Source organism: New Jersey aster yellows phytoplasma (genome assembly GCF_002554195.1).
Classification (GTDB): domain Bacteria; phylum Bacillota_I; class Bacilli_A; order Acholeplasmatales; family Acholeplasmataceae; genus Phytoplasma.
On sequence record NZ_MAPF01000056.1, the window covers coordinates 1 to 13960 of the forward strand.

At 28.8% G+C, this 13960-nt stretch carries 12 protein-coding genes, 3 tRNA genes, 1 rRNA gene and 2 pseudogenes; all 18 read right to left on the reverse strand.

Translation table 11 applies throughout. From position 1 onward, the window contains the following. A 16S ribosomal RNA gene (locus tag BBA70_RS02480) occupies window positions 1-623 on the reverse strand; the annotation flags it as partial. Window positions 624-738: 115 nt separating this feature from the next. After that, window positions 739-822: transfer RNA gene (locus BBA70_RS02485), tRNA-Tyr, on the reverse strand. A gap of 288 nt (window positions 823-1110) precedes the next feature. Then, window positions 1111-2376 carry a YidC/Oxa1 family membrane protein insertase gene (locus tag BBA70_RS02490; RefSeq protein ID WP_252861598.1) on the reverse strand — a complete coding sequence of 422 codons (1266 nt, stop codon included), beginning with the start codon at window positions 2374-2376 and terminating at the stop codon, window positions 1111-1113. 293 nt (window positions 2377-2669) lie between these two features. Next, on the reverse strand, window positions 2670-3017 hold the full coding sequence (rnpA, locus tag BBA70_RS02495; RefSeq protein WP_252861599.1) for a ribonuclease P protein component: 348 nt from the start codon (window positions 3015-3017) through the stop codon (window positions 2670-2672). Window positions 3018-3199: 182 nt separating this feature from the next. After that, window positions 3200-3334, reverse strand: coding sequence for a 50S ribosomal protein L34 (gene rpmH / locus BBA70_RS02500; RefSeq protein ID WP_011412754.1), 135 nt, complete (start codon window positions 3332-3334; stop codon window positions 3200-3202). A 167-nt stretch (window positions 3335-3501) separates the two neighbouring features. Beyond that, window positions 3502-4925 (reverse strand): annotated as a pseudogene (gene proS / locus BBA70_RS02505) (proline--tRNA ligase). A 376-nt stretch (window positions 4926-5301) separates the two neighbouring features. Further along, a tRNA-Ser gene (locus tag BBA70_RS02510) sits at window positions 5302-5393 on the reverse strand. 128 nt (window positions 5394-5521) lie between these two features. Beyond that, window positions 5522-5595, reverse strand: a tRNA-Cys gene (locus tag BBA70_RS02515). A 976-nt stretch (window positions 5596-6571) separates the two neighbouring features. Next, window positions 6572-6724 carry an aminopeptidase P N-terminal domain-containing protein gene (locus tag BBA70_RS03975; RefSeq protein WP_238374404.1) on the reverse strand — a complete coding sequence of 51 codons (153 nt, stop codon included), beginning with the start codon at window positions 6722-6724 and terminating at the stop codon, window positions 6572-6574. Between the two features lie 115 nt (window positions 6725-6839). Next, window positions 6840-6989, reverse strand: coding sequence for a 50S ribosomal protein L33 (gene rpmG, locus BBA70_RS02520; protein ID WP_011412756.1), 150 nt, complete (start codon window positions 6987-6989; stop codon window positions 6840-6842). 85 nt (window positions 6990-7074) lie between these two features. Further along, window positions 7075-8040: a hypothetical protein gene (locus tag BBA70_RS02525; protein ID WP_011412757.1), complete on the reverse strand. Its 966-nt coding sequence runs from the start codon at window positions 8038-8040 to the stop codon at window positions 7075-7077. Window positions 8041-8132: 92 nt separating this feature from the next. Then, a complete protein-coding gene (locus BBA70_RS02530) occupies window positions 8133-8351 on the reverse strand; it encodes a hypothetical protein (RefSeq protein ID WP_252861600.1) in 219 nt (72 codons plus the stop codon). 107 nt (window positions 8352-8458) lie between these two features. Further along, a complete protein-coding gene (locus tag BBA70_RS02535; RefSeq protein ID WP_252861601.1) occupies window positions 8459-8743 on the reverse strand; it encodes an HU family DNA-binding protein in 285 nt (94 codons plus the stop codon). Between the two features lie 150 nt (window positions 8744-8893). Further along, the gene (locus BBA70_RS02540; protein WP_041639883.1) at window positions 8894-9883 is read right to left on the reverse strand and encodes an NAD(P)H-dependent glycerol-3-phosphate dehydrogenase; all 990 of its coding nucleotides are present in this window, start codon (window positions 9881-9883) and stop codon (window positions 8894-8896) included. Window positions 9884-10041: 158 nt separating this feature from the next. Then, window positions 10042-11526, reverse strand: a complete 1485-nt coding sequence (gene der, locus BBA70_RS02545) for a ribosome biogenesis GTPase Der (protein ID WP_252861602.1) — start codon at window positions 11524-11526, stop codon at window positions 10042-10044. Next, the gene (gene cmk / locus BBA70_RS02550; protein WP_041640024.1) at window positions 11527-12192 is read right to left on the reverse strand and encodes a (d)CMP kinase; all 666 of its coding nucleotides are present in this window, start codon (window positions 12190-12192) and stop codon (window positions 11527-11529) included. A gap of 47 nt (window positions 12193-12239) precedes the next feature. After that, complete coding sequence (locus BBA70_RS02555) at window positions 12240-12977, reverse strand: pseudouridine synthase (protein ID WP_011412763.1); 738 nt, start codon at window positions 12975-12977, stop codon at window positions 12240-12242. Window positions 12978-13086: 109 nt separating this feature from the next. Then, window positions 13087-13901: pseudogene (truB, locus tag BBA70_RS02560) on the reverse strand (tRNA pseudouridine(55) synthase TruB). Window positions 13902-13960: the final 59 nt, after the last annotated feature.

Genomic DNA, 13960 nt, shown 5'->3' on the forward strand with positions numbered 1-13960 from the left:
CAATGTTGAGCATTGCACTTAGACCATAAACTTATTTAACAGCCTACGCACCCTTTACGCCCAATAATTCCGGATAACGCTTGCCCCCTATGTATTACCGCGGCTGCTGGCACATAGTTAGCCGGGGCTTATTCATTAGGTACCGTCAGAATGATTTTTCCATCATTTATTCTTCCCTAATAAAAGAACTTTACGTACCGAAATACTTCATCGTTCACGCGGCGTTGCTCGGTCAGAGTTTCCTCCATTGCCGAAAATTCCCTACTGCTGCCTCCCGTAGGAGTTTGGGCCGTGTCTCAGTCCCAATGTGGCCGTTCAACCTCTCAGCCCGGCTACACATCATAGTCTTGGTAGGCCTTTACCCCACCAACTAACTAATGTGACGCAAGCTCCTCCCTAAGCATACCTATTAATAGGTCTTTTAAAAACAAGAAGATGCCTTCTTGTCTACTATCCAGTCTTAGCAGTCGTTTCCAACTGTTATCCTCGTCTTAGGGGTAGATTGCTTACGCGTTACTCACCCGTTCGCCACTAAAGTTTAATTGATTAAACTTCCGTTCGACTTGCATGTATTAGGCACGCCGCCAGCGTTAATCCTGAGCCAGGATCAAACTCTTCGTATGTTACAAAATTGATTCATCAAAAATTGCTTTTTGGTGTCAATTTTAAGGTGTTAAAAAAATAATTGAAAATATTCGTTAATTATCATCTTCAGTTTTCAAAGATTAAAAAAATTAATGGTGAAGGGAGGTGGATTCGAACCACCGTACCTTACGGAACAGTTTTACAGACTGCTGCGTTTAGCCGCTTCGCTATCCCTCCTAAATTGCTTAACAATTTCAAATTTATTTACCTTAGATATTATAGCACATATAAAAATGAAAAGCAAGCTTTTTTGTTTTTTTTAAAATTTTTAATTTGGGTTGTCATTTTTGATAGGAATTTGGGGTTGGATAATGGCGTTTAAAATAGTTTTTTTACAAATAAATATTTTTTATTTTGTAAAAAAAATTATCTTAACTAAATATGAAAAAATATAAAGATATTATTTGTTTTTTTACTTAGTTTGTTTTTTTGACTTGTTGGAAGCATCAATGAAGACAAAAGTTTTTATAAATTGTTTTGTTTTAATGCAAAATATTTTTTTTGTATTTTTTTTCTAGTGAGCAAAGTTTGGAAAATAGTATAGGTATTCCCAACAATCCAATATAAAGACAATATTGGGTTAGAACGCGAGAAAAACACCATCATTAAAATCATAAAAACACTCATAATTTTAATGCTTTTTTCTGATTGTTTAGCTTTTTGTTTTTGTTCTGAAGTCAAATGATAAGAAGGAGTTTTTAAATAATCTGGTTTTTTAAAACTAATTTTATTCAAAATAAACATCGTTGCTCCAACTAAAAAAGAAAGCAAAAAGATAACAAAAGCGTTGTTGGGATTAGAAGGTTTTAAATTAATTAATCCTAAAAAGGGCTTTTCAATTAATTTATCAGTTGCAAAAATACCTCCAGGAATAATAAAACGACTTAGGGTTTGATTAATTGCAATAAATAAGGGAAGTTGTAAGAAAGATAGCAAAAAACCCCAAAAAGAAAAATTATTTTTGCGATAAACTTTTAAAATTTCTAACTGCATTTTTTGAGCAGAAGCAAGATCTTTTTTGATAGCATATTTTTGCTTTACTTTTTCAATTTCGGACTGAATTAAGCTCATATTCATACTCAAAGTACTTGTTTTAGTATAAATAGGCCAAGTTAAAGTACGGATGAAAACGGTAGCCAAAACGATTCCTAATCCTAAGTTTCCAAAAAACATACCAGAAGCACCATAAACTAAGAAAGTTGAGAAAAAATATAAAAAAGAACCAATTGAAATTATTAAAATATTCCAAAAATAACCAAAGAGACTCCATTCCAGCCTAGAAGTAAATTGAATTGGCACTGAAAAATTGGTTATAAAAAGTTTTCTAGGCATTAAACGGCCATTATTAAATCTAACATTAATTTTAGATAAAACATTATTTGAAGTGTTTTTGATATTTTCTGCATAATCATCTTCTAATTTTATATTTTCTAAAGAAACCGAAATAAGTTTATTAGACGAATCAATTTTTTGAAACTCTAATGCGTCTCTTAATTCTTTTTTTTGATATTTATTGTTTTCAATATAATCATCATTAGTGCCTGCAGCAACTGTTAAAAAATCCTTCATTAATTTATTTTTGAATTCGGTTGTTTCTTTATCAGTTTTAAAAGTTAAAAAATATTCTTCTTTATTATCTAATTTAGAAAAATTAAATTCATCTTTTAATTTAGGATCTGGTTTTTTTATTAAACTAAAAAAATATTTTGCTTCTTTTTTTTTAGCTAACATGCCTTTAAATTCGTCTTGCGTAGATATTTGAATTTCTTTCTTTTTGTCATTGATGACATAAACTACAAAAATATCAGCATAATCAGATAATAGCTTAGAAGAATCAACAGGATCAAAATATTTTTTATGTTTTTCGCTATTTTTAAAAACAACAACTTTGTCTAAAACTTCTATTTTTTCAGGCTTTGGAGGAGTAAGGAGCCAAAAAAATAACCCGAATAGAAAAATTGTTAAAAATAAAAAAAATTTTTTGAAGAATGATTTCTAACATCCATTTTAATTAACTCCTTATTTTAGTTATTTGAAAGTAATATGCGAGTTTTGGTAGCGAATTGAAAAAAGAAAGTTTTTAATTGTTTAAAAGTTAGGGTTTTGGCTGGAGCTTTAATAACAATAACAAAAAACATTTTGGGGTTAAGGCAAGGAGAAAAACTACTAATAATCGCTCTTAAACGACGTTTGATTAAATTTCTTTCGTGGGCTTTTCCATATTTTTTGCCAACACTTAAAGCAAATTTAAAATGAGGAAAGGTAGTTTGTTTGACATAATAAATAATAAAAAAAGAGTTTCCGTATCTTTTTTTAGATTTAAAAACAGGGGTGATTTCGTTTTCTTTTTTAAGAATATATTTTCTTTTCATCTTATTAATGATCCTAAAATTCTTAACTTTTATATTCAAAACATCAATTAACCATTTTAAAAAATATAAATTCCATAATTATTAATGGCGCAATAACAATAAAAAGAAATTTATCAAAAAAACACCGAAAAAGCGGTGTTTATTTTTGGTTTGAATATAATCAAAATCAAGTTAGTTTTATTTTAAACTGTTATTTGCAAACGTCCTTTAGCTCTTCTTCTAGCAAGAACTTTGCATCCTCCAACAGTTGACATTCTAGCTCTAAAACCATGAGTTCTTTTTCTTTTGATTTTGCTAGGTTGATATGTTCGTTTCATAAAAAAACCTCTTTTCTATTTAACACACTTTCCTAATTATAGCTTTTTTAATATGAAATGTCAAGTCTAAAAGTTTTGAATAATTAAAAAGTAGTGGTTGTGGGGGGTAAAAAATGTAAAAATTAAAATATTTATAAAAAGAAAGAAAACATTTGGATAAATGATTTTTAATAAGCTCTAGCAAATAAAACAGTTTGAAGGGCTTTTTTGTTAGTAACAGGGCAATTAGCAGTAATTAAATTAGTTTCTAAAATAACTCTTGCAGTAGCTCCTGTTTCTTGTTTAATTTGCAATTCGGCATCAGTTCCTGAAATGCTCATCGCTACATAACCGCCTTGTTTGAGGTAAGTTTTAAATTCTTCATAAGTAGTAGCTTGTTTGCGATTTTGTTCTAAATGTTGCAGTGCTTTTTGATACATGTTGTTGTGCATGGTTTCAAATAATTGCGGGATTTGAGATGGAAAATCTTTAATTTTGATATTTTGTTTGGCGAAGTTATATCTTTGAAAAATAGTAACTTCATCATTTTCTAAACCACGTTTACCAATTTCTATACGTAAAGGAACACCTTTAAGCTCATATTGACTAAATTTCCAACCAGCAGTTTTGTCTTGTAGATCAAGATGAACGCGATAGTTTTTTTGAAGGATGGAAAAAAGATTTTCGGATACTTGTTTTACCGACTCATCTTGAGTTTGCAAAGGAATAATTACAATTTGCATAGGAGCAACATAAGGCGGCAGAACTAGTCCTTCATCATCGCTGTGAACCATAATTAAAGCTCCAATTAAACGTGTAGAAACACCCCAAGATGTTTGATGGGCATATTTTTTTTGATTGTCGCAATCTTGAAATTGTATTTGAAACGATTTAGCAAAAATAATACCTAAGTAATGAGAAGTCCCTGCTTGAAGAGCTTGTCCGTCATGCATTAACGCTTCGATAGAATAAGTGATTAGGGCTCCAGCAAATTTTTCTGTTTCGGTTTTTTTGCCACACACAAAAGGAAGAGCTAAAAGGTCTTTACCTAACTTTTGATAAATATCAAGGATGGATAAAGTTTGTTGCATCGCTTCTTGTTCGGTGGCATGCACAGTGTGTCCTTCTTGCCACAAAAACTCTTTACCTCTTAAAAAAGGTTTAGTTGTTTTTTCCCAACGAACCACATTGCACCATTGATTATATAACTTAGGTAAATCACGATAAGAAGTGATTGTTTTAGAATAATATTGCGAAAATAAAATCTCTGAAGTAGGACGAATTACTAGTTTTTCGGATAAGTTTTTTTGCCTGTAGTTGTTATCATTGCTGCTTCTGGAGAAAATCCTTGAATATGTTCTTTTTCTTTGTGAAATAGTTTTTCTGGAAAAACTAACGGAAAATAAACATTTTGATGCCCTGTTTTTTGCAAAGTACAATTAAGATGTTTTTGAATATTTTCCCACAAAGCATAACCATAAGGAAGATATATAATAAACCCTTTTGCCTCAGAATAAGCTATTAATTCAGCTTTGAGACAAATATCTGTATACCATTTTCCAAAATCAGATAAGCGAGTAGCAACTGTTTTAACTCGTTTCATTGTCTTCATTTTTAATTACCTTTGTTTAGTTATAATATATTATAAATATTTAAATTAAATGTATGATTTTTGTTGGTTTTTAAAAAACAAACTATAAGCAAAAATATTATAACATGAAAAAATAATAAAAAATAAATATTTAAAAGTATAATGATGGTTTGTAAATGGAGGTCTTTTGAAAATATTTATTTTTTAAAGAATATAACAATTCTTTTATTTCAATTTATAATAATGTTGTTGTAGTTTGGAAACGAAAAGAAATAATTGTAGGTGGAATTAGAATTTGGCAATCCGTAATAAAAAAAGGGGGGACAAAAGTTTTTTATTGATTAAAAAATGTCAAATATCTATTAAAAAAGAAAGGATAAAAAAAATAAATTTAAAATGGCGGAGTAGAAGGGATTCGAACCCTTGAACCGATTTCTCGGACTACGTCCTTAGCAGGGACGCCTCTTATAGCCACTTGAGTACTACTCCTAAATTATATAAAAAATAATAAATAGATGAATATAAACAAATATAAAAAGTAAAAATAAAAGGAGGTTTGATGAAAAAATAGTAATTGCAATTTGTTAAAAAATATCAAAAAAAGTGTATTAAAAAAATGGAGGCCCTGAACGGATTTGAACCGTTGATCAAGCTTTTGCAGAGCCATGCCTTACCACTTGGCTACAGGGCCAAACATCGCTTTAATGCGATTTGTTTGTAATTAAATTAATGAGTGACAAATGTCTTTGACTTCTTTAGGGATATGTTTTGATAAATTAAGAGCTCCTTCTTGAGTGATTAAAATGATTAAAAGGTTGTCTTAAATTATTGCCCCAAACCCTAAAAATCTTTTAATATAGACCTGGTTAGGCATTAATTGCGCTGTTTTGTTCATATAACACATATATAATTGCAAACGTCATGAATATCTAATCTTAAATGATGTCATAAGTCGTGATAGCAATATTGATGGATTTTTTCGTCTTATTTAAGTAAATACAGTTCTTTTAATCCTTGTAAAATAAAATATCTTTACCACATCAGTTTAATTGCGCAAAAGTGTGATGCGGTTTATCCCAAGCAATGATTTCTTTATTAGCTTTAAGAACTAAATTGTCCGCTTATAAAAATAACAACGAGCAATATAAGAGTAATAAAATTATTATAAGTAACATCAATATCAAATAATAAAAAGGTCATTGGGTTTTTAATTGGCATTTAGGTTTATTATAATGCAAAATTAACGTATTTTCTCCTTAAGCAGCAATGATTTCAAAGGTTTTTTAAGTTTGGTTATTTTCCAAAAATAATGGAAAAGAGAGGCTATTTGATATCCACACATTACAGTTTTTAATTTTTTAAAATAATTAAGGATTTGATGATTGATATCTAGAGATATTATAAATTTTTAAAAAGGTTATAAAGAAGCAATTTTTTGATAATATTCTAAAGCCTAACTTGCTTTTTGGTCTAAGGTTTTTTTGGATAGGCCAAAATAAAAACCCTCTAAAGAATCAATAAAAGAAACACCTTTGAGATATCGAAGAAAAATCAGAAAAACTCAAAATATCTACATCCCACAAGGTTTTAATAGGGTCATTTTATTCTAAAAATAAAAAAGTATGAGATAAATTATGTGTTTTTACCAAAAATAAAATGGTTTTTGGTTAGTTAATTCCTGTCGAATAATAAAAATTATGATCGAATTCAAAAGGAAAAGCTTGACCACAACTCTTAGTAATTGCTTTTCCAGAATAAAAAAGAATAGCGTCGTTTGGTTTAATTTTTAGTATGAAATTATTTCTATTTTGCAAAAACATAAAAAAACGTTTTCCCCTTTTTAAGATAGAAAGGAGCAAATAAGTTCATAAAGCAAACGTAAAAATGTTTAATATTAAAAAAATTAATATTAAAAAAAGAAGGCAAAAAATTGTTTTATTTTTTTTCTCTATGTAGAGTGTTAGTTCTAGAAAAAGGACAGTATTTTTTTAATTCTAAACGTCCTGGAGTCTTTTTTTTATTTTTATCAGTATGATAATTTTCTCTTTTGCACTCTGTGCAAACTAATTTTACTAAATCACGCATGTTAATTTTCTCCTAACTAATTAAGCAATATAGTACTATTATATCAAATTTTTTGATAAATAATAAAGAGTTTTTAAAATTATTATTATTTAGTTTTTTTATAATTAGTAGTAGTTTTTTTATTAAGTAAACGTTTTTTAATCCATAAAAGAGTATAAGTCATCAAAACTGTAAAGACAAAAAGGCAAGAAAAGACCAAACAAACAAATTCATAACCTGAATAAACAAAACGATAACGTTTATGATGACGATTTTCATTATCTTCTAACTTTTTGGCATTTGCAGGATTATTTAATTTTTGTTTAAAAGGAGAAAAGAAAACATAAGGAAACATTTTAAAAGGATCTCTTTTAGCTGCTTGTTTTTCTGAAATTATAATTGGTTTATCTTTTTGCAGATCTTGAAAATAATCTTGCATAGAAAAAAAGCCAAATAAACTAAAAAAGGTCATATAAAGCAAGGGATGAATAAAAGCTATCCACATTTTTTTATAAGGAATAGCATAAGAATTGACTTTAAAATAAAAATATAGATAACATAAGGGAGATAAGGTGTGATGCAAATGAGAAAGAAAAAAAGAAAGACTAAATTTAGGTTCATAAAAATGTCTACCTTTATCAATTAAAGTGTGAAAAATTAAACCTGTCATCAAAGCACTAACTAAACATGCAAAAACTAAATAATGATAACATTTTTTTTGTCTTAATTTGGTAAAAAATAAAGCATAAACAATTAATAAAAATAAATTAACTTGATGGGTAAAATACCAAAATGTTTTGATAAAAGTGTGGTGTCCAGGATAATAACCGTATTCGTAATCTAAAATGTTGTCTTCTTTTCCTGTGGATTCAAAATCAATTTCAGGCATAAAAGTAGGAGCTTTGTACTTATATTGCCAATAACTTTGTCCTTTATTAACACATTCTTTAAAATCATGAAAAAAAACAAGCATTAAAGTACAAATAGACAACATTAAAAAAAGAAAAACAACATTGGTCTTTTTAAAATAATTTATTAAAACAATTTTTTTAAATCTTAATTTTCTTTTCATATTGTTCCTTTTTGGTTTAACATTTAAATATTCAAAAATGCAATTAAAATAATGGATAATGGAAATAAATTATAAACTGAATTAATGATAAATTATTGCTGATGAGATTGATTTTTAGAAACAATAGGTTGAATAATGTTTTGATTTAAGGATTGAGGAAAAGGATATTTTTCTTCTCTCATTCTTTTAAATAACAAGTAAATAAAACCCCTTTGATAATCAATGCGAGTAATAACCGCTATTTGGGTTTCGTTTTGAACTTTGGCGCGAGTTCCTATTAAATAATTTTTAGCTATGGGTTGCAAAATCACTAACCTACTTCCTTATCGGTTCACTTTATCAAAAATTGTAAATAAAAAAACAAACTAACTAGTTTGTTTTTTATTTTAAAATATTAAAAAAATTAATAATAAAGATTTTATTCAATAAAAAGATCTTTAAAAGTTTTGCTAAATTTGAAAGTAGGAACCTTTTTAGCTGGAATGTAAATAGTTTTACCAGTTCTTGGATTTTTTCCTTCGCGAGCATTTCTGTATTTTGCTCCAAAGGTGCCAAAACCTGTTAAAGTAACTTTTTTATATTCTTCGGTTTCTTCAAAAGTTTGATAAATAAGTTCAATAAAGTTATTAAGAAATTTATTAGCTTCTTTTTTAGTAATACCATTTTTTTCAGCTAATTTTCTTAAAAATTTTAATTTGTTCATTTTTTGCCTCCTTTTCTTTTTATTTACGTACTTATTATAACATCAAAAAAAATAATTTACAAGCGAAAACCAACAATCATTTGCAATTATTTTCGTTTTATTCTTGATTGGTTTCGGGGACGTTTGCAAAATTGAATGGTAAAAAATAATTTAGAATTCGCTTTTGTAAGGTCTTTGAATTAAAGTTGCAAAAACAGTGTCAAAAGGTTTGGATTCAAAAATTAATTGATAAGAGGCTTGAATAATGGGAAGATCTAAATTATGTTTTAATTGCAATTGATAAAAAGCATTAAGAGTTTGGAATCCTTCGACGGTTTGCAAAGAAGAGTCAATAATTTGTTGATAAGGAATTCCTGCAGCAATTTTGGCGCCAGCATTAAAATTTCTGGAATATTTGCTAAAAGCAGTCACAATTAAATCACCTAATCCTGGAAGTCCCAAAACAGTTTGGGGGTTTCCTTGATAAAAAGTAACTAACCTCGACATTTCTAAAATACCACGGCTCATCAAAGCTGCTTGAGAATTAATTCCAAAGTCCTTGGCTACTAAAATACCATTAATGAGGGCTAAAATATTTTTAAAAGCACTGCAAATTTCATTTCCTACCAAATCAGAAGAAGTATATACTTTCAAATAATTAGGGCAAGAAAATAATTTTTGAATTTCCAAGGAAAAAACGGGATTGGAAGAAGCTGCAGTCAGCAGAGTTAATTTACGCAAAATAACTTCTTCGGCATGCGATGGGCCCATTAAGGAAGCAAAATTAGCTAAAAGAGGAGCAGGAATAACTTGTTTGACAATTTCAGAAACACGCAAAAAAGTTAAAGGTTCAATGCCTTTGGAAACATTGACAAACGATTTAGGATTAGTTAACATAAGGGTAATTTTTTTTAGAAGATGACGCATGAATTTCATAGGAACTGCCAAAACTATCAAATCAGAATATTCAAGGGTTTGTTTAAGGCAAGAAACTGCTTTGACATTTAATAACGGAGTATTAAAAATAGGGTGTTTTCCTTGATTTATTTTTTCCACATAAGAAAGGTTGGTGTCATAGAGTAAAACTTGATTGTTGTTATCAGTTAAAACTTGTGCCAAAGTAGATCCCCAAGCACCACTGCCAATAATAGTAATTTTCATAAAATATAGCTTCTTTCTTTTAATCAAAATAGCAAAAAGAGTAATGAAAAAAATTATAGAAAAAAGAAAAAAGGTTTTTTGATAATTAAAAATAAGGTTGAATTTTCTTCAACCACTTATAATTAAATCACAAAGTAAGAACAAATAATAAAATACTTTCAAATAAAATGCAAAAAGAAGGTGGGAGGGGGGTTCAAAATAGTTTTAAAAATTAGACTTTTTTTATGAAAAATAATTTTAAGGGGCGTTCCTTCTAAATCAAGGTTTTTTCTAAATTGATTTTTTAAAAATCTTTCATAAGAAAAATGAATATATTTAGGGTCATTAACAAAACAAAGAAATTCAGGAGCTTTAGTTTTAGTTTGAAAAATATATTGAAACTTAGCTTTTTTTTGATTAAAGAAAGTGGGGGGTGTAATAAGAGTTGCTTCTTGCAAAATATCGTTTAAAAGACTAGTACTAAACTGACTTTTATAATTGTTAAAAACTCGTTTTAAAATAGCAAAAATTTGAGTAAGACGACTTTTTTTCAAAGCTGATAAGAAAATAACAGGCGCATAAGATAAAAAAACAAATTCTTGACGAATTTTTTGCTCAAAGTTCTTTAGGGTATTTGTATCTTTTTCTAACAAATCCCATTTATTGACAATAATAATGCAAGCTTTGTAATTTTCTAAAATAAACCCTGCAATATTTTTATCTTGTTCTAAAATACCTTCTTTAGCATCTAGAACTAAACAAGCAATATCTGCTTTTTCCAAAGCACCTAAAGCACGCAAAAAGCTGTATTTGTCTTCTTGTTCATAAATTTTACCTCTTTTTTTAATACCTGCAGTATCAATAATTTGGTATTTTTGCCCATCATTTTCAAAAAAAGTATCAACAGCATCGGTGGTAGTTCCTGCCATATCAGAGACAATCATTCTTTGGGATGCTAAAAGAGAATTAGTAAGAGTTGATTTGCCAACATTGGGGCGTCCCACAACACAAAATTTAATAATTTTGTTTTCTTCTTTTTCTTGGTTTTGTTTTTGTTCTGGTTCTAACAGTTGTTTTTCTGGGATTTCATAATTCGATTCAAAAAGCGAACTTTGCAAAGATTTATCTGTTGGAAGTGCTTCTAAAAAGGAAGAATCAGAAGTTAAAGAAGCATCACGCAAAAGAAAAACAATTTTATCTAACAAATCACCTATACCAACGCCATGTTGAGTACTAATTGCAAAAGGAGTATCGAATCCAAGAGCATAAAATTCATAAGTATTGAATAATAAATTGTGGTTGTCAATTTTATTGACTGCCAAAATAACTGGTTTTTTTGTTTTATACAAAAGTTTAGCTAAATAACTATCATTTTGAGTAAGTCCTATTTGACCGTCAACTACAAAAACAATTACATCAGCTTCATCAACTGCAAGTTGGGCTTGTATTTTAATTTGTTCCAAAAAGGGAGTTGATTTAATTTCGATACCACCCGTATCAATAACGCCAAATGTTTTAGTAAGCCAATGGGCAGTAGCATAAATACGGTCCCGAGTAATGCCTTTTTTTTGATGAGTAATAGCGTGTCTTTTTCCAATAATGCGGTTAAACAAACTTGATTTGCCGACATTAGGACGACCCACAATAGCAATTTTAAAAGACATTTAAGCTCTCCTTTTTTTTTCAATTAAGGTAGTAATTTTGGCAATTAATTCATCAATTGATAATTCGGTAGTATCTAGCAAAATGGCATCTAAAGCTTTAGACAAGGGTGCAAGATGGCGATGATAGTCTTTATGATCGCGTTCCTTGAGTTGTTTCATAATTTGAGTAATATCTGTGATTTTGCCGTTTTGGGCATCTTCTTGTTGTTTTCTCAAAGCTCTTTTAGTAATGTTAGCAGTAAGAAAAATTTTTAAATTAGCATCTGGCATTACAACTGTTCCAATATCTCTTCCATCCATAATTAAATTAGGAGTATTGGCGCAAATTTCTTTTTGCAATTTCAATAATTTAGTTCTTACACCAGGAATCAAAGCTACAGAAGAGACATGTTTTTCGACATCCAAAGACTTAATTTTTAAAGAAACATCTTCTTGATTAAGAAAAATTTTATTACAAGAATAAGAAAGATTGATTTTGTCTAAAATTTGATTAAGGCTTTTTTCATTATGCCATGAAACTTCATTTTCTAACAAATATAAAGTTAGCGCCCGAAACATTGCTCCGGTATCAATGTGATTCCAACCTAATTTTTGGGACAACTTTTTACTAATAGTACTTTTGCCCGACCCTGCCGGACCATCAATGGCGATTTTAAAACTTCGCATATGCATATATAACTAACTCCTTATAGCGATCTTAAATTTACTTAAAATTAATTAGGTATTTGAGTAGTTAAGGTTTTTAATTTTTTAATTTCATGAATTTTTAAAGGGCGATAAGCACCTATTGTGAGATTTTCAATAGTTAAAAAAGAATAACGATAACGCTTTAACTTTAAAACTTGATATCCTAAAGCTTGCATCATTTTGCGAACTTGCCTGTTTTTTCCTTCAGTTATTACCAGCTTTAACCAAGTAGAAGGTTTAGGCATATAAGAAATTTTCAAAATATCAATTTCTTTACAAACAGCCAAATATTTTTTATCAATGATAATTCCTTTGCAGAATGTGGAAAGGTCTTTTTTTTGCAAACAAGCATTAATTTTAACATGATATTCTTTAGGAATACAAAAGGAAGGATGGGTTAATTTTTGAGTAAGATCGCCGTCATTAGTAATTAAAAGAAGCCCTGTAGTATTAAAATCAAGGCGCCCTATCGGATATAATCTTTGTATACTTGCTTCTTCAATTAAATCCAAAACAGTAGGGCGATTTTTTTTATCTTTGGCAGTGGAAAGAAATCCATTAGGCTTGTTGAGCAAAAAATAAGAATAAGTGGCTTTGGTGATCGGTTTGTCATCCAAAGTTATAATGTCGCTGGAAGATACTTTGGTTCCTAATTCAGAAATAATTTTGCCATTGACTTTAATGCGTTTTTCCAAAATTAAAATTTCTGCTTTTCTTCTAGATGCGACGTTTGCATAAGCCAAAACTTTTTGTAATCTTTGCATTATTTTCCAATTCTTCCTTGTTTGATTTTGTATTTGCGTATTTAAAACGCATTATTAAAATATTGTTAAAAAATGTTTTTTGTTTTCTAATAGTTAAAAATATTGTGGATTAAAAAAAATAACGCGGATAGTATTTATTTTCATCCAAGATATCATAATAAGCAACAAAATTTTTATTACTATCTTTAACTATAAAAGGTTTTTGGGTAATTATTTGTCTTTGGTCTAAATAAGTGCCGTTTTTTACTAACTTAATTAAATAATCATTTAAAATAAGTTCATCATAAGAAGCAAAAAAAATACTATCCAAAATCAAATCATTGAGTTCTAAATTTTCAATAGTTTTAGCATTTTGTAATAAATGAGTGCCAATTGCAGTTCTTTGCAAACGAAGAAGAGCTCCATAAGTATTTAATTGCAAAGCTAGATCACGAGCAAGACTTCTAATATAAGTTCCTTTGGAAACATGTACCAAAAAATCTACTTGGTCGTGACAAAACAAAGATTTTTTTTCAAAATGATGAATAAAAACTTCTCTTGGAGGTATATCTACAACTTGATTTTGGCGTGCTAAACGATACATTTTTTGACCTTTAATTTTGACTGCTGAAAACATAGGAGGTATTTGCCAATACTTTTTTTGATGAAAAGATGCAAAACTTGTTTGGATAGCAAAATCATTTAAAGGGATATTTTTAGTATCCAACAATTTACCTTTCACATCCAAAGTATCATAATGTTTATTAAAAAGAAAGGTTCCTTGATAAGTTTTTGAAAGTTTATCGAACAAAAAAGCCAGTTTAGTGGCTTTACCCACACAAACAATTAAAAGTCCTGAGGCTAAAGGATCAAGCGTTCCTGTGTGTCCTACTTTGTCAAAATGAAATTTTTTTTAATTTGAAAAACTACATCATGTGATGTCATCTTTTCTGGCTTGTTGACTAAAAAAAACCGTTCATAACGTTTGATTTTGCTTTCGTTTT

What these genes read in the sequence shown, in the direction of transcription:
- BBA70_RS02490 (WP_252861598.1), bottom strand. Translation starts at nt 2,376, where the DNA reads ATGTTAGCTAAAAAAAAAGAAGCAAAATATTTTTTTAGTTTAATAAAA.
- rnpA (WP_252861599.1), bottom strand. Translation starts at nt 3,017, where the DNA reads ATGAAAAGAAAATATATTCTTAAAAAAGAAAACGAAATCACCCCTGTT.
- rpmH (WP_011412754.1), bottom strand. Translation starts at nt 3,334, where the DNA reads ATGAAACGAACATATCAACCTAGCAAAATCAAAAGAAAAAGAACTCAT.
- BBA70_RS03975 (WP_238374404.1), bottom strand. Translation starts at nt 6,724, where the DNA reads ATGTTTTTGCAAAATAGAAATAATTTCATACTAAAAATTAAACCAAAC.
- rpmG (WP_011412756.1), bottom strand. Translation starts at nt 6,989, where the DNA reads ATGCGTGATTTAGTAAAATTAGTTTGCACAGAGTGCAAAAGAGAAAAT.
- BBA70_RS02525 (WP_011412757.1), bottom strand. Translation starts at nt 8,040, where the DNA reads ATGAAAAGAAAATTAAGATTTAAAAAAATTGTTTTAATAAATTATTTT.
- BBA70_RS02535 (WP_252861601.1), bottom strand. Translation starts at nt 8,743, where the DNA reads ATGAACAAATTAAAATTTTTAAGAAAATTAGCTGAAAAAAATGGTATT.
- BBA70_RS02540 (WP_041639883.1), bottom strand. Translation starts at nt 9,883, where the DNA reads ATGAAAATTACTATTATTGGCAGTGGTGCTTGGGGATCTACTTTGGCA.
- der (WP_252861602.1), bottom strand. Translation starts at nt 11,526, where the DNA reads ATGTCTTTTAAAATTGCTATTGTGGGTCGTCCTAATGTCGGCAAATCA.
- cmk (WP_041640024.1), bottom strand. Translation starts at nt 12,192, where the DNA reads ATGCGAAGTTTTAAAATCGCCATTGATGGTCCGGCAGGGTCGGGCAAA.
- BBA70_RS02555 (WP_011412763.1), bottom strand. Translation starts at nt 12,977, where the DNA reads ATGCAAAGATTACAAAAAGTTTTGGCTTATGCAAACGTCGCATCTAGA.